The sequence below is a fragment of the Priestia sp. 3CA3 genome, from assembly GCF_056836725.1.
In genome coordinates, this window is record NZ_JBXENJ010000008.1 from 172,848 (window position 1) to 187,550 (window position 14,703).

The following is a 14,703-nucleotide window of genomic DNA, read 5'->3' on the forward strand; positions in this document are numbered from 1 at the left end:
TGTGTTAAGAAATAATTGATAACCAAATATATAAACCAACAAGTGTAATAAACAATGTTGGGATGGTTAAGATAATACCTGTTTTAAAATAAGTTCCCCAAGAAATCTTAACTCCTTTTGTCGAGAGAACATGAAGCCATAAGAGCGTCGCTAGAGAGCCAATAGGTGTAATCTTTGGTCCTAGATCCGAACCAATGACATTTGCATAAATCAGAGCTTCTTTAATCGTACCTGTTGCAGAAGTTGCATCAATGGCCAAAGCATCAATCATCACGGTTGGCATGTTGTTCATAATCGATGAGAGAATGGCTGCAATAAATCCCATACCAATGGTTGCTGCAAATAATCCTTGATCAGCGGTTGTTTGAATAAGGCGTGCTAGTACTTCAGTTAGCCCCACATTGCGTAATCCATACACAACAACATACATACCAATCGAAAAGAAAACAATCGCCCACGGAGCTCCTGCTAACACTTTTCTCGTGTGAACAGCCGGGCTTTTTCTTGCTATTCCTAAGAATAAAATGGCAATAATACCTGCAATAATAGAAACTGGAACATTGAAGAACTCACCAATAAAGTAACCAAGAACTAAAATAAATAAAACGATTCCTGATAAACGGAACATTTTCATGTCTTTAATGGCCTCAACAGGTTTCTGTAAATCATCTAGATTGTATTTCTTAGGGATGCTTTTACGAAAATACAAATACAAGACAGTAATACTTGCCAAAAGTGAAAATAAATCTGGCACAATCATGCGTGAGGCAAATTCAGAAAAACGAATACCAAAGAAATCAGCTGATACAATGTTGACCAAGTTACTTACTACAAGAGGTAACGATGTTGTATCCGCAATGAATCCACTGGCGATAATAAAAGGAAAGACCATTTTATCTTCAAATTTGAGTGCCCGCACCATAGCAAGTACGATAGGTGTTAGAATTAAGGCTGCCCCATCATTTGCGAATAATGCGGCTACTACAGCTCCAAGGAGGGATACATATACAAACATGCGAACGCCATTACCTCCTGCAGCTCGTGCCATATGTAACGCTGCCCACTCAAAAAATCCAATTTCATCTAAAATTAAAGAAATAATAATAACTGCAATAAACGTTAACGTTGCGTTCCATACAATTTGAGTTACATCCAGCACGTCATGGAAATCAACCACACCTGCTAAAAGAGCTAAAACTGCGCCTCCACACGCTGACCAACCAATAGACAAGTTCTTTGGCTGCCAAATGACAAAAATCAATGTCACTAAGAAGATGAGGGAGGCTACTATAACTGATACCACTTTACAAACCTCCTACTATTAGCAACAACTAATGCGTAATCCTTGCTTTTCTAGTTCTTTTAATCGTCCATCTTCGCTTGGTAAAGATTCAAGTATATTAAGGACAAACTGATAATAGCCGTTTTCTTTATTTAATGAATAGAAAATCCAATGTCCTTGTCGTCTTTCCTTTACAAGTTCGATATCTCTTAATTTACGCAAGTGTTGGCTAATAGCCGGTTGACTTGCTTTATAAATTTCAACTAGCTCACAAACACAGCACTCGTTATTTTGGAGCAGTTTCATCATAGATAATCTTGTCTTATCGCCAAGCAGCTTCAGTATCTGTGCTGCTTTCTCCATTTCTATTTGTACTTTTACATCCAATCCAACTCACCTCCTTATTTTCAAATATAATTATATAAGTATTTTATTATACATTCAACAAAAATATACACTACTATTAAACAAAAAAATTTGATTAATGTCTTGATTTATCTAAATTTTCCAGATATGATGAATACATCAAAAAAAATTGATTTATAAAAATGAGGGGAAAAGCAGTGAGAGTCAACAACTCTGGAAACTTATCGGTTACGTACTTTCGAGCCTATTTTCATTTAGTTATGAACACTCAAGGGATGAACTATAAGGAAGCACAAAGTCTAATCTTTCAGCGTTTTTTTCATCAAGATCCTACGTTAAGAGGGGAAACTACATACAGTAACTTTAAAAAAGCTGCCGAGAGCTTCGAACTTTAAATCAAAAAAAATTGATGAAGGAGAATGACAATGGAAACAGTCAAGGAAGGAAAGCATCCATTTAAACAGTACGAACAAAAATTTAAAGCTCTTGCTGATCAAAAGAGATTAGAAATTATGTATGAGCTCTGCCAGCGAGGACAGACATGCGTATGTGATCTAACTGAATTCTTTGGGATGTCTCAATCTAAACTTTCCTACCACTTAAAGATTTTATTAGAAGCAAACCTCATCACAAAAGAAACAAAAGGGACATGGAGTTATTACGATTTAAATGATAAAGAGGTGAACCACCTCTTATCAGAAGAACTATGCTGCTTGTTTAGAAAAGATACAAGTAAAAGCGGCCCATGCTCTTAATTTACTACATTCCAAATAATATTATTTAGCATGCGAAGGAGGAAGTGTAAATGAAATATGTTCATGTAGGAATTAATGTAACGAATCTAGAGGCGTCCATTAAGTTTTATCAAAAGGTATTTGGCGTTCAACCTGTGAAAACGAAAATAGATTATGCTAAATTCTTGTTAGATGAACCCGAATTAAATTTCACCTTGAACGTACGTGACGATGTAAAAGGTAATCAAGTGAATCATTTCGGCTTCCAAGTAGAAACTCCTGAGGAGATTCATTCTCATAAATCACGACTAGAAAAAGAGGGGTTCTTTGCTCGTGAAGAAATAGATACGACCTGCTGCTATGCTGTGCAAGATAAGTTTTGGGTAACAGATCCTGACGGGAACGAGTGGGAGTTTTTTTATACGAAATCTGATAGTGAGGTTCATAAGACTGAGGATAGCTTTGGAGTGAATGAAAAGTCACCTGCAAGCAACTCATGTTGCTGATGCTTAAATGACAAAAAAGACAGGAAGAAGTAGACTCTTTCTGTCTTTTTTATTTAGCATAAAATCGATTATGTTTAGCGGAGTTTTCTTGCTAAGACAGCTAACTGTAAGCATATATATTTTCTTGCTTATAATTAGAACTCGTTCCTATGCCAAAACTTGATTAGAATAGATAGAAATGAATGCTTATATGAACAATAGGTTTGATTGTATGTTAAATGTTAAAGGAATAAAGTGAGGGATTACCCTTAATTATTGAGACTCTTTTATTCCTTCTTCCTGCTTGCTTATATAAGCGTTGCCCCATTTCTCTAAAGATTTAAGTATTGGGATAAAACTTTCTCCAAGCTCTGTTAAATAATATAAAACTCTTTTAGGGTTATCGTTTGTTTCTTCTCTTTCTATTAATCCGTCTTTTTCCATATCGCGAAGCTGGAGTGTAAGGATGCGCTGAGTAATACCCGGTATTTCACGGCGCATTGCATTATAATACATAGGTGACTTTGATAACAAAGACAAAATAATGCCTTTCCATTTACCGCCCATAATATGCATCGCTAATTCAATTGGACAGGCTTGCTTTACAGTTAACGTACAAGGGCCGTATTGATCACTTTTAAACTCTGACATTTCCTCACCTCAATGGGGAGTAACAAATTTGTGCCTTCTTGTTACTCCTATTTTTTCTCATTACACTTATGATATCAAATAAATCAGAAGAAGGTGTATGAATTGGAATTTGTTCAAATCTCTGAACATGTTTATAGACTCACTTATGAAACCGTCGTTGGTATCCGAGTTAAGATCAATACATGGTACATAGTGGATGGTGAGGATGTTTATCTCATCGATACCGGAATGGAAGACTATGCATATGCGCAGTTGAATGCAGCAAAATCTTTAGGTATTCCCAAGAGTATCTTGCTGACACATGGCCATTTGGATCACATTAATGGTGCCAAGTATTTAAAAGATCATTTAAATATTCCTATTTACGCACACGAAATTGAAACGCCTTTTATCAATGGCGAAAAACCGTATCCAAACAAGGCAGAAAAAGAAACAACAGGCGTAGAACATCAAGTTGAAGGTTTAAGTGACAATATCATTAAAGCGTTACCCGTAGACGTATATCTAACACCCGGTCATACCCCGGGACATGTCATATACCATCATAAAGATGACAATGTGCTGCTAATTGGAGACTTATTCTTTTCTAATACCGAATCCTTACATCCACCGATTCGAAAGTTCACAGTTGATATGGATGAAAATATTAATAGCGGGCGAATTATAGATAAAATTAAACCCTCTATTATTTCTTCTTCACATGGCGAAGATGTCAAATACAGCAATGATTTATATTCTATTTATAAATTTATCTATGAATAAGAGGGAAAAACATGAAAATACAATTATTTCAAATGGAGATTATTGAAGGAGAAGTTAAGCAAAACGAAAACCGTATTGTATCCTTATTTGCAGAAAAGCTGGATATAGATACGGAAATTGTTGTAATACCTGAAATGTGGAATACGGGTTATGATTTAAAAAATGTAGCAGAAAAAGCAGACATTGATTTAAAGAGGGCTTTTCCATTTATCCAAAGTTTAGCAACTAAACATCGAGTGAATATCATTGCAGGTTCAGTTTCGAATAAAAGGAATGGCAATATTTATAATACAGCCTTTGCAGTATCAAAAACGGGCGAACTGCTCTACCAAAAAGATAAGATACATCTCGTGCCGATGTTAGATGAACATCATTATTTAACAGGTGGAGATGAAGTACCGGAAGTATTCAAAATTAACGGTATCAAAACTAGTCAAATTATATGTTACGATTTACGTTTTCCAGAAATCACACGCTTTCCGGCTTCTCAAGGTGCAAAAATCATATTCTACGTTGCACAATGGACTACCAAAAATATAAATCATTGGAGAACACTATTGAGAGCAAGAGCTATAGAAAATGGTGTATACGTCATTGCATGTAACAGCGTGGGGAATGTGAATCATAAAAATCATGCCGGCAACACATACGCTGGACATTCAATGGTCATCGATCCAAATGGAAACATTATAAAAGAGGGGAGAGACAAAGAAGAAATCATAACAGCAGAAATTCATATACAGAAAGTTACAGAACAACAAAAAAACATCCCAATATTTGAAGGCCTGAGACCCAATGTTTATAAGCATGCGGAGTAGAGATTTATATATTATTTATAGCGTAAAGGCCAGCACATGACTGTGTCTCATTGCTTTTCCATACTGAAAAGCACCCTTTTTCAGAATACTAGTATCAGTATGGAAAAGTTATATGTTTCTTACGTCAGGAATGAAAACTTTACATCTTTTCTTGATAATATTTCCGATAGACGTTAGGAGTTATGTTTTCATATTTTTTAAATGTCTTGATGTAATATCCAGGGTCATTAAAACCTAATTCATCGCTAATCTGTGCAATAGACAAATCCGTTTCTTCTAATAATTGCTTGGACCACTCTATTTTTTTGAGCGAAATAAAAACAGAAAAATTCATACCCGTTTCTTTGGTAAATATACGGCTGAAATAACCTGTGCTAATGTGACATAAATCAGCCATCTTTTGCTGAGATATTTTTTCTCTTTTATGTTTATAAATGTAGTCAAAGGCTGGCTGTAATACTTTGTTTTTACAAACTAAGTGATCGTTAATAGACGTTTTTACATAAGCATTAGTAACTGTGTTGGCTAATTCCTTTTTTATATTTTGAATATTATCTAGAGAATAACCGTAAGAAATATCTTCAGTAGAAACGTCTTCTTTTACTGGAGCCATCTTTTCATATACTTCTAAAATCAAATTTTTATTCATAGCTTCCTCTACAATGTAGTTACAAAGCCTATATAACATTTGAGCAGCTTCGTTAATTTCTGTATAGGATAGAGTAGGAATAGAATCATATAGACGCTGTATTTCCTCATTATTATTTAACTTCTGTTCAAATCCCTTTGATGGAACAGTAAGCATTTGTTCCAATTGAGGATGTTTGTCACCATCCTCAATTTTTACTTCTCCCGCCATGATAGCGCCTACATATTTATCATCAATTATAATGGGAATGGCAATATCGACAATATTCCAGTGGCATAAATAGATATAAGGAGCATTGGTTCTAACTGCCTCTAATCCTCCCCGCGCATCGCACTTTTCACAAAGTTTTGCCGTATCAGGATTTTTACGCATAGTCTCACAAAATGGACGTACACCACTGTGTTGAGAAATGGGCACTCCTTTATAGTTAACCGTAACAATCGCTAATTTTGTAACAAGCGCAAGTGAATCTTGAAGATTTCGCCATTTCTTTAAATCTAGTATTTTATCTAAATTCATGTAAGTAGTTTTCAATGATGTTTTATCTCCCTTGCTTCTACTTCCCATATGGTAGTTTGGATTACCTATTTGAGAATATCTTTATTTTATTCCTGAGTTCGTAAAATAAAAGAGTGTTCAGCGATAAAGTTAACCTCTTTTCAACGTGAACTTAGTAGTATTTTTACCTGAAATAATGTCATAATAATACCATATTAAATGAAGAGAGCAAAAAAATACGATAAAAAGTTGTAAAAACTCGTCATTTAAGACTAATGTAATCTTACACAAAAGATAGTAAAATTCCGATTGTAAGGGATTACAAAGTTAATTAGGAGGTTTTATTTATGAGAAAAGCATTTATTAGTCCTTCAAAATACATTCAAGGTGAAGATGAAATTTTAAATTTAGGTTATTTTGTGAAAACATTTGGTACCTCTGCACTTTTAATAGCACATCCTGAAGATATTAAACGTGTACAAGGCAAATTAGATGCAACAGCAGAAAAATATGGTATTACATTTTTTGAAGGCGGATTCAATGGCGAGTGCTCAAGACCAGAAATTTCTAGATTGCAGGAAATAGCAAAAGAAAACAACTGTGATTGTACAATTGGTTTAGGTGGTGGTAAGGCAATTGATACGGCAAAATGTGTAGCGGAGGGAGAAGGGTTAATTATCGTCCCAACAATTGCTGCTACGGATGCACCTACAAGTCATTCCGCAGTTATCTACACACCAGAGGGTGCTTTTGATGATTACGCATACTTTAAGCAAAGCCCAAGTGTTGTATTAATTGATACAACAGTCATTGCTAATGCACCTACTAGATTCTTAGTATCTGGTATGGGGGATGCGTTATCCACTTATTTCGAAGCAAGAGCAACAGCACGTTCTTTCTCTAATGTAAATGCTGGATTACCTTGTGGAGTGCGTGAGGACGTATGTGCACCAGCAAAAGGTACAAATGCAGCGTTAGTTTTAGCAGAACATTGCTACAACACTCTATTAGAGGACGGGGTTAAAGCAAAAGCAGCAAGCGATCATAATGTTGTTACTCCGGCCTTAGAAAACATTATTGAAGCCAATATCTTATTATCAGGATTAGGATTCGAAAGTGGTGGATTAGCTGGAGCACATGCCATTCATGATGGGCTTACTCTTTTAGAAAGTGCGCACCACTACTTCCACGGTGAAAAAGTAGCTTTTGGTACATTAGCACAATTGGTATTGGAAAATGCGCCAACTGAGGAAATAGAAGAAGTGTTAGATTTCTGTTTAGCAGTAGGACTCCCAGTTTGTCTTGCTGATATTGGAGTAGAACAAATTACACAAGAAGAGTTAATGGAAGTAGCTAACAAAGCTTGTATTCCAGAGGAATCTATTTATTCTATGCCATTCCCTGTTACTCCAGAGTCAGTAGCTGCAGCTATCCTTGCAGCAGATCAAATTGGAAATGATTATAAGAAGAGGTTAATATAAGATGAAAAAAATTATTAATAAACCAGAAAATGTCGTAATTGAGATGTGTAAAGGAATGGTTCTAGCACATCCGGAACTGAATTTAATTGAAAAATATAAAGTCATTAAAAAAGAGCAAATTAATAAAAATAAAGTAAGCATAATTAGCGGGGGCGGCAGTGGACATGAACCTGCTCATGCTGGGTATGTTGGGAAGGGTATGTTAGATGCAGCAGTTTGTGGAGATGTATTTGCCTCACCTTCTCAAATCCAGATTTATCAAGCCATTAAAGAAACAGCTAGCGATAAGGGAACTCTACTCGTGATTAAGAACTACAGTGGTGACATGATGAATTTCAAGAATGCTGCTTATCTAGCCGAAGAAGATGGAATTCAAGTGGATTATGTAAAAGTAGATGATGATATTGCTGTACAGGACAGTTTATATACAGTTGGAAGACGTGGAGTGGCTGGTACTGTTCTTGTCCATAAAATAGCAGGTGCTGCAGCAGAACGCGGATATGATCTATCAAAAGTGAAAGAGGCAGCAGAAAATGCTATTGCGAATGTTAAAAGCATTGGTATTGGACTAACTTCTTGTACAGTTCCTGCTAAAGGAACTCCTACTTTTGAGATTGCAGAAGATGAGATGGAATTTGGCGTTGGCATTCATGGAGAACCTGGTATCCGTCGTGAAAAAATTATTTCAGCAGACGAACTTGCAGAGCGCATGGTAACGGCATTATTAAAAGAAATAGGGATAGAAGATGGAAAAGGAGAAGTGGCTGTCCTAATTAATGGATTTGGAAGCACACCTCTTCAAGAACTGTATTTATTAAATCATTCTGTCATTCGTGAACTGTCACGTAGAAAAGTAACGATTGCAAGAACGTTTGTCGGAAACTATATGACAGCCATTGATATGGCCGGTGCTTCTATTTCAATTATGAAATTAGATGAAAACTTAAAGAGTCTTCTATCTGAAGAGTGCGATACTCCTGCGCTAAAACTTAAAGGTGAAGTACCAGCTGTCACTTATGATGAAATCATCGGTACCGCGGAGGCCCCGAAATTGTCTTATGAGGTGCAAACCAACAAAGAATATTCCCTAGTAACGGAAAATCGACTAACGTTGAATAATATTATTTTTATGGTGGACCAAATGAGTGAATGTATTATTAGAAATGAAATACCGTTTTGTGAATTAGATTCCCATGCTGGTGACGGAGACTTTGGTATGAGTGTTGCTAAAGGGTTCAAACAGTTGAAAGCTGAATGGCACGAAATTCTAGAAAATAAATCAAATGATATTGGCAACTTCTTAGAGGCTTGTTCCATCGTTATCATGGAGCATTGTGGCGGGGCATCAGGGCCTATTTGGGGATCAGCATTTCGTGCGGCTGGAAAGAACACTGAATCTAAAACCGAACTGACTTTAACAGAATTTGCTGAAATGATCCAAGCGTCTGTAAAAGGAATTCAAGCAACAGGAGAACGTTCTTTTGGACGTGGAGCTGTTGTGGGAGATAAAACTTTAATTGATGCCTTAGTACCTTATGCAGATACGTTAACGTCAAGTGCTGCTGAAGGTGAAAGCTTGAAACATGCGCTTGTCAAAGCAGCAGAAGCTGCTGTTGAAGGAGCAAAATCAACTGAACAGATTGTTGCACGTATGGGGCGTGCTGGTACGGTTGGAGAAAGAAGCCTTGGTTATCCGGACGCAGGTGCACATGGCTTAGGTGTAATTTTTACTGAAGTAGCTCAAGTAATGCAAGAAAAACAGTAAAATTTGGTATTATCTCCTCTAAGTATAGTGTAAAGAAATTACTCTTTGAGAGTGAGGGTTACACTATATTTAGTGGGGATTTTTTATGGTTCACTAAGGACGAGCTTCAACTTACTTAAACTGGAAAATGATAGTTTTCTTATCTCAAAAAAAGCCCGTAAAAGTATACTGTTGCTGACTATCTATATCAGGCAACCTTAATCTTAAATTAAAACATGTTAGCGATATTCAAAAGCATACTAACCGTCTAGAAAAAGAGTGGGAAAGATATAAAAAGAGCAAAGGCTTCTTCATTTATAAGAAGCCTTTGCTCTTTTTATATTGTTAGCTATTAGTAAGTACTAGTTAGAGAAAAACAATTCCAAGTATAAATAAACATATGGTAATAATGTTTATAACATTTTTAGCTTTGTCATCTTCTTTTATTGAAGTTACAAGTTCAAATATTATGACAAGAGTAAGTATAGACAAAGCTATCTGTAGATGTAAGTTAAATGCATATACAGATATTACAATTAGAGCATATATAATACCTAAAATTATATTTTTGTTATTCTTAGTTTTTTCATAATTACTCATTTAAAAACTCCTTATTTAAAAGTATTAGCTGTTCTTTGTTTTTTAAGGGAAGGTGTCAGTAACTAGGAGTAGGGTAAGGAAGATAATAGAAAAGGAAAAGCTATGTATAATATGATTTATATTTTCTTTGTCTGCTTTCTCTCAAGTGGATAATTTTACAAAAGTTTAAAAAATGAATACCTCCTATAATTGCTGTAACTAGCGTGTTTAATAATATCAAATACTTCTTTCTAAGAATTGTAGCAAAAATAAAAAGCTCCCCCAGCACCATTTATTTTAGAAAAACTTGATAAGCAATTTTATTTTTTAATACCCTTTCATCCTTGTTGGGTGAGTACACTGAAAGATGGGGTAGTCCTCATATCATATTCTATAAAAAGTGTACTAAATATGACTGCCTATAGTTCTGAAACAGTACGTTTTCATAAAGATATTCTATCTAGCTCAACTGTATATTAAAATAAACGTACTAGCTTAATTTATTGCTTGTTGATATGTTGTTAGATATGTATCTGTTTAGAGAAAAATAAAATAACTTACTGATAGTCCTTATGTAGAGCAGAACAAGCAGATTCTTGATTATTAAGAGCCTGCTTGTTTTACTTTACACGTAGCAGTAGATTCTTTATTTACGCTTTTATTGGCAAACAGAGCCCGGCACTGTTCGTCATTAGCAATGGGTCAGAAAAGTGCGTCAGTCTTTTTTCATTCTTAATTAATTACCTGTGGGCTAACGTCTAAATACGCATTAATGCGCCATTAGGCTTTGGTAACTCTTGACCCGTTATCAAATTCATTTTGCAAAAATGCTCAAAAAATTGCTGTGCCTGCTCTCGTTCGTTTGAGTCACTTTTCAATGAAACTATATCAAGCAAAATTTGAGCCATCCATGAATTATCAAAATAACGGTATTTACCTGTATTCCACACCATTTTTTGGGAGTTTTTTTCGTTTATATAATATTTCCAGAAAAGCATCTGATTGGATTCTTGTTCTGTAAGTTGGAGTCTGTACGTTGAATGAGCAGGAATATATCCATCTTCGCAAAGCTTACCGATAAAATTTTCATTGACCATATAGACACCTAAGATGCGTCTGTCTTTTTCAGGCATACTGGAATCTATTGCTGTTAACAAGACAGCGCTATTTTGATGTAGGCGGGTGGGTTTGGTTGGCTTCCCCTTGTAATTACCACTTTTTATTACGCCTGAAAAAACCGTCCACTCTGAAAAAGAACTATTCTGTTCTTCTGTGTCGCACCAAAAAACCATTTGTGATTCGGGATGAAGTTTATGGTTTTTCATAAGTTTTTCATGTCCCCAGCGAAGTTCCTGATTTTTTCGCTGTAATTTTTTTTCTTCTTCCTTCTTCCATTCTTCCTCTTTTCGTTCCGTTTCCTTTTCTTCTAAAATTTTTTCCAGGGAATGAGCAACACTTTTATCATGCACTTTTAGGTGCTTTCCAAATACATCGGGGAAAACAAATTTTTTGTTTTCTGATGCGAAATTTATTTCAATACTAGAATCATTATATTTAACTATAGTACCTGTTCCAAAATGCTTGTGTGTAACTTTCTTATCGATTAGATTCATCATTCTAGGCCTCCTTGTAGAATAAAAACGCGGTTACTACTTAGGTAGTAAATTAATAATTTTATTCAACTAACTTACCTTTTGAGTTAACACAATTATTTTAATTTTATTTAAAAAAGAAAAAGCAACCTCAGTCTTTAATGGCATTCGAGTGAGGTTGCTTTTTGAGATAACTCTATAACTTTAGATAAATGATAACATATTTATACGATAACGACTATCTTTTCCATGACGAGCACATGTATAAAAGGGGAGCTTTTTATACATCATATCTTCAATCACCTGAAAGAAAATAGTTGTTATATCAACAATCTATAAAACGTTTTATGGTAACTGTTTGAATAAATATAGTTCAAACAGCAAAAGAACTACTGTATATTTCAGTAGTCCTATCAGTTCTATAAAGGAAAGCTAAATATAATTTGATAAATTCTATTCAGGAGTCCCAATTAGTTCTGTTATCGCATCATAACTCATATTATCATTCATTAATCGTTGAAAATTATTATCACAAAGGATATCTTCAGTAATTCTTTGTAATAATGTAGCAGTTGCTCTAAAAGGGGCGGATCCAGTACTTAATCTTTCAATACCAACTTGCGATAATGTATTAATAGAAGGCAAGTTTGGCCCAGACAAAAGATTAATGGGACACGATAGTTCTTGTCGAACTTTTTTAATGGATTCCATGTCATATAGTCCAGGAATAAAAATACAATCTGCTCCAGCCTTTTGATATGCTTTTCCCCTATTGATGGCTTCTTGAAGTCTTAGATCCGGATCTCCTGTATTTAACCAATACAAATCAGTACGCGCATTAATAAATAATGGGGCTTTTAGCGATTTGGATAGTAATCTAATTTCAGATATTTTTTCTACTTGCAACGAAACATCTAAAATAGGACTATCTAAATCTCCCGTCCCATCTTCTAGGTTTATACCAATTCCTCCTGCTAAAATAATTTGTCTTGTATTATCTACCACTTCATTAGTAGACCTTCCATAGCCAGACTCTAGGTCTACACTGACAGGAATATTGACGGAATTAATAATTCTCTTAACAGCTCCTAACATTTGTTCAAAAGGGATTTTTTCACCATCATTATATCCTAAAGACATTGCTATGCCAGCACTGGTTGTTGCAATAGCTGGAAACCCATTTTTCTCAAAAATTTTAGCACTGATAACATCCCAAGCATTAGGCAATACAAAAGTATAGGGTCTTTTGTGAAGTTGTTGAAACGTCTGAAATTTAAGTAACTGCTTTTCATTATTCACAATGGTTCTTCCCCCTTTAAGTAAACAACTTTATGGCTTTGTATGAGCGTTCTTTAGAGCAGAGAAAAATAAAACAACGGGAGATTAATCAGAAACTTAATCCCATATTATAGGACGTTTAACTTTTGCAGTTCTTAAATAATCTAAAAGTTGTCCTGTATGTACTGATTCATGGTAAGCCACTCGTAACAACATATCTCCTAACTCTCGAATATATCCCATCTCCGATCGGTCTATCTTTATCTCTGTTAGCTGCTTTTCATTAAGGAGGCCTAAAAACTCTATAAATTTTTCCCTATATGGTTGAGCAAACTTTAATGCTTCTTCAACAGAACTAAATGTTACTGCCTTATAAGGATTATGCTCCTCTGTTAGAGAAAGGTTAAGGGGTTTTTCTAACATTTGATGATAGAGGTATTCTCCTTCAAGAACATGATGTATCATTTCCCTACATGACATTGCTTCTGGATCAGGGCGCCAGTCTAACCTATCTTGAGGTATTGACATCCATACTTTTATACTTCGACGTCTCACTTCTTCAAAGTTTAGTAAAATAAAACTCATCGCATCCATTTTCGCTCACTCCTTTAATTTTACTATAAATATAACATATCCAAAGTCTTACAATGAAAAACATGGATGGTTTTATAAATATTATCTGTTTATTTAGATTAATCATTAATTTTTCAAGAAAGCCTGTTAATATAGATTTATTAAAAATTAGGAGGAAGTTATGAGACAAAAAATAATTAGAATTAATAAACCAAGCATATATAATTTTGATTTAATTTTAAGGTACATAAAAAACTCGCCCTCTTTTGTAATCGAGAAGGTTATTGAACACACATATTGTAGAGCTTTTATAATAGGGGGAAGAACGTACCTAGTACTAGTTAGGGACGAAGGAATCGATAGTAAGTACTTGGAAGTTAAAGTTATTGGTGAAGAAGTTAAGAATAATCAGGTTCAACTAGTAAAGGAGAAAATTATCACAATATTTTGTCTGGAACAAGATATAAACAAAGCTCAAAAGTCTATAGCTAATGAATCTAAGATAGGAAAATTAATAAAAATGTACGAAGGGTTTAGACCTGTTTTATTAGGAAGTGTCTACGAATCCATCATATGGGCGATCATCGGTCAACAAATTAGTGCAAAAGTTGCTCATAGGATTAAAAAGAGTTTGTTAGAAAAAACAGGAGCTAAAATAATAATTAATAACTGTGAATATTATACAGATTTATGCCCCCACAAGGTGATGAAGTTAAATATAAACCAACTTCGTGACTTAAAGCTAAGTCAAAGGAAAGCTGAATATATTCATGAAATAACTAAAGCCATTATAGATGAGGAGCTAGACTTAAGTTGCTTATATTTATTAGATCGTGAAGGGGGTTGTAGCTATTTAATGAAACATAGAGGTATAGGAAAATGGACGGCAGAGTCAATACTAATGAGAGGTATAGGACGTCAAGACATTCTACCCGCAGGAGATTTAATTATACGTAAAGTAGTAGGAGAGATTTATGAGTATAACGAATTATTAACAGAATCACAAGTTAGAAAAATATCTACTCAATGGAAAACTGCGGAAACCTGGATTACTCATCTATGCTGGTTTTACATGCAAGAAAAAATATTATAAATATATCTTTTAAGAAATGGAGGTGTTAGTTATGAAGGTAAAAGTTAAGAAAACAACTAATAAAGCTGCGGTATTAAACGGTATTCCAGGCTAAAACGTTATCATTATGTGAACTACT

General features: G+C 34.8%; 15 protein-coding genes. 7 read left to right on the forward strand and 8 right to left on the reverse strand.

Features of this window, described 5'->3' with window-relative positions; translation table 11 throughout:
* Nucleotides 1-4: 4 nt before the first annotated feature.
* Both AC1VNJ_RS21220 and AC1VNJ_RS21225 read right to left on the reverse strand, forming a co-directional pair.
* Nucleotides 5-1,303: an arsenic transporter gene (locus tag AC1VNJ_RS21220; RefSeq protein ID WP_482641265.1), complete on the reverse strand. Its 1,299-nt coding sequence runs from the start codon at nucleotides 1,301-1,303 to the stop codon at nucleotides 5-7.
* Between the two features lie 18 nt (nucleotides 1,304-1,321).
* The gene (locus tag AC1VNJ_RS21225; RefSeq protein WP_014460639.1) at nucleotides 1,322-1,669 is read right to left on the reverse strand and encodes an ArsR/SmtB family transcription factor; all 348 of its coding nucleotides are present in this window, start codon (nucleotides 1,667-1,669) and stop codon (nucleotides 1,322-1,324) included.
* 404 nt (nucleotides 1,670-2,073) lie between these two features.
* Between AC1VNJ_RS21225 and AC1VNJ_RS21230 the strand changes: the two genes are divergently transcribed.
* A complete protein-coding gene (locus AC1VNJ_RS21230; protein ID WP_033578631.1) occupies nucleotides 2,074-2,403 on the forward strand; it encodes an ArsR/SmtB family transcription factor in 330 nt (109 codons plus the stop codon).
* A gap of 50 nt (nucleotides 2,404-2,453) precedes the next feature.
* Nucleotides 2,454-2,888 (forward strand): ArsI/CadI family heavy metal resistance metalloenzyme, encoded by a 435-nt coding sequence (locus AC1VNJ_RS21235; RefSeq protein ID WP_482641266.1) that lies wholly within the window; start codon nucleotides 2,454-2,456, stop codon nucleotides 2,886-2,888.
* Between the two features lie 252 nt (nucleotides 2,889-3,140).
* Here the strand turns inward: AC1VNJ_RS21235 and AC1VNJ_RS21240 are convergent, their stop codons facing one another.
* The gene (locus tag AC1VNJ_RS21240) at nucleotides 3,141-3,518 is read right to left on the reverse strand and encodes a winged helix-turn-helix transcriptional regulator (protein WP_047751227.1); all 378 of its coding nucleotides are present in this window, start codon (nucleotides 3,516-3,518) and stop codon (nucleotides 3,141-3,143) included.
* Between the two features lie 102 nt (nucleotides 3,519-3,620).
* On the opposite strand from AC1VNJ_RS21240, the gene AC1VNJ_RS21245 reads away from it, so the two are divergent.
* Both AC1VNJ_RS21245 and AC1VNJ_RS21250 read left to right on the forward strand, forming a co-directional pair.
* A complete protein-coding gene (locus AC1VNJ_RS21245) occupies nucleotides 3,621-4,280 on the forward strand; it encodes an MBL fold metallo-hydrolase (protein WP_033578635.1) in 660 nt (219 codons plus the stop codon).
* An 11-nt stretch (nucleotides 4,281-4,291) separates the two neighbouring features.
* Nucleotides 4,292-5,098, forward strand: coding sequence for a carbon-nitrogen family hydrolase (locus AC1VNJ_RS21250; RefSeq protein ID WP_482641267.1), 807 nt, complete (start codon nucleotides 4,292-4,294; stop codon nucleotides 5,096-5,098).
* A gap of 139 nt (nucleotides 5,099-5,237) precedes the next feature.
* Here the strand turns inward: AC1VNJ_RS21250 and AC1VNJ_RS21255 are convergent, their stop codons facing one another.
* Nucleotides 5,238-6,281, reverse strand: a complete 1,044-nt coding sequence (locus AC1VNJ_RS21255) for a PocR ligand-binding domain-containing protein (RefSeq protein ID WP_098999930.1) — start codon at nucleotides 6,279-6,281, stop codon at nucleotides 5,238-5,240.
* A 311-nt stretch (nucleotides 6,282-6,592) separates the two neighbouring features.
* On the opposite strand from AC1VNJ_RS21255, the gene AC1VNJ_RS21260 reads away from it, so the two are divergent.
* Nucleotides 6,593-7,726 carry a glycerol dehydrogenase gene (locus AC1VNJ_RS21260; protein WP_028413806.1) on the forward strand — a complete coding sequence of 378 codons (1,134 nt, stop codon included), beginning with the start codon at nucleotides 6,593-6,595 and terminating at the stop codon, nucleotides 7,724-7,726.
* A 1-nt stretch (nucleotide 7,727) separates the two neighbouring features.
* Nucleotides 7,728-9,491 carry a dihydroxyacetone kinase subunit DhaK gene (dhaK, locus tag AC1VNJ_RS21265; protein ID WP_482641268.1) on the forward strand — a complete coding sequence of 588 codons (1,764 nt, stop codon included), beginning with the start codon at nucleotides 7,728-7,730 and terminating at the stop codon, nucleotides 9,489-9,491.
* A gap of 345 nt (nucleotides 9,492-9,836) precedes the next feature.
* Here dhaK and AC1VNJ_RS21270 read toward each other — a convergent pair whose 3' ends face one another.
* The 4 genes from AC1VNJ_RS21270 to AC1VNJ_RS21285 all read right to left on the reverse strand — a co-directional run bounded on the left by AC1VNJ_RS21270 (nucleotide 9,837) and on the right by AC1VNJ_RS21285 (nucleotide 13,513).
* Nucleotides 9,837-10,070, reverse strand: coding sequence for a hypothetical protein (locus AC1VNJ_RS21270; RefSeq protein ID WP_028413804.1), 234 nt, complete (start codon nucleotides 10,068-10,070; stop codon nucleotides 9,837-9,839).
* A 737-nt stretch (nucleotides 10,071-10,807) separates the two neighbouring features.
* Nucleotides 10,808-11,662 carry a malate synthase gene (locus AC1VNJ_RS21275; RefSeq protein ID WP_482641276.1) on the reverse strand — a complete coding sequence of 285 codons (855 nt, stop codon included), beginning with the start codon at nucleotides 11,660-11,662 and terminating at the stop codon, nucleotides 10,808-10,810.
* Nucleotides 11,663-12,094: 432 nt separating this feature from the next.
* Nucleotides 12,095-12,940 (reverse strand): isocitrate lyase/PEP mutase family protein, encoded by an 846-nt coding sequence (locus tag AC1VNJ_RS21280; protein WP_034264862.1) that lies wholly within the window; start codon nucleotides 12,938-12,940, stop codon nucleotides 12,095-12,097.
* Between the two features lie 96 nt (nucleotides 12,941-13,036).
* A complete protein-coding gene (locus tag AC1VNJ_RS21285) occupies nucleotides 13,037-13,513 on the reverse strand; it encodes a DinB family protein (protein ID WP_033578639.1) in 477 nt (158 codons plus the stop codon).
* 160 nt (nucleotides 13,514-13,673) lie between these two features.
* Here AC1VNJ_RS21285 and AC1VNJ_RS21290 point away from each other — a divergent pair, with 160 nt between their 5' ends.
* A complete protein-coding gene (locus AC1VNJ_RS21290) occupies nucleotides 13,674-14,585 on the forward strand; it encodes a DNA-3-methyladenine glycosylase family protein (protein ID WP_482641269.1) in 912 nt (303 codons plus the stop codon).
* Nucleotides 14,586-14,703: the final 118 nt, after the last annotated feature.

Coding starts and splice junctions, on each gene's coding strand:
- AC1VNJ_RS21285 (WP_033578639.1), bottom strand. CDS start 13,513: ATGGATGCGATGAGTTTTATTTTACTAAACTTTGAAGAAGTGAGACGT.
- AC1VNJ_RS21275 (WP_482641276.1), bottom strand. CDS start 11,662: ATGAATCTAATCGATAAGAAAGTTACACACAAGCATTTTGGAACAGGT.
- dhaK (WP_482641268.1), top strand. CDS start 7,728: ATGAAAAAAATTATTAATAAACCAGAAAATGTCGTAATTGAGATGTGT.
- AC1VNJ_RS21230 (WP_033578631.1), top strand. CDS start 2,074: ATGGAAACAGTCAAGGAAGGAAAGCATCCATTTAAACAGTACGAACAA.
- AC1VNJ_RS21260 (WP_028413806.1), top strand. CDS start 6,593: ATGAGAAAAGCATTTATTAGTCCTTCAAAATACATTCAAGGTGAAGAT.
- AC1VNJ_RS21250 (WP_482641267.1), top strand. CDS start 4,292: ATGAAAATACAATTATTTCAAATGGAGATTATTGAAGGAGAAGTTAAG.
- AC1VNJ_RS21290 (WP_482641269.1), top strand. CDS start 13,674: ATGAGACAAAAAATAATTAGAATTAATAAACCAAGCATATATAATTTT.
- AC1VNJ_RS21240 (WP_047751227.1), bottom strand. CDS start 3,518: ATGTCAGAGTTTAAAAGTGATCAATACGGCCCTTGTACGTTAACTGTA.
- AC1VNJ_RS21235 (WP_482641266.1), top strand. CDS start 2,454: ATGAAATATGTTCATGTAGGAATTAATGTAACGAATCTAGAGGCGTCC.
- AC1VNJ_RS21270 (WP_028413804.1), bottom strand. CDS start 10,070: ATGAGTAATTATGAAAAAACTAAGAATAACAAAAATATAATTTTAGGT.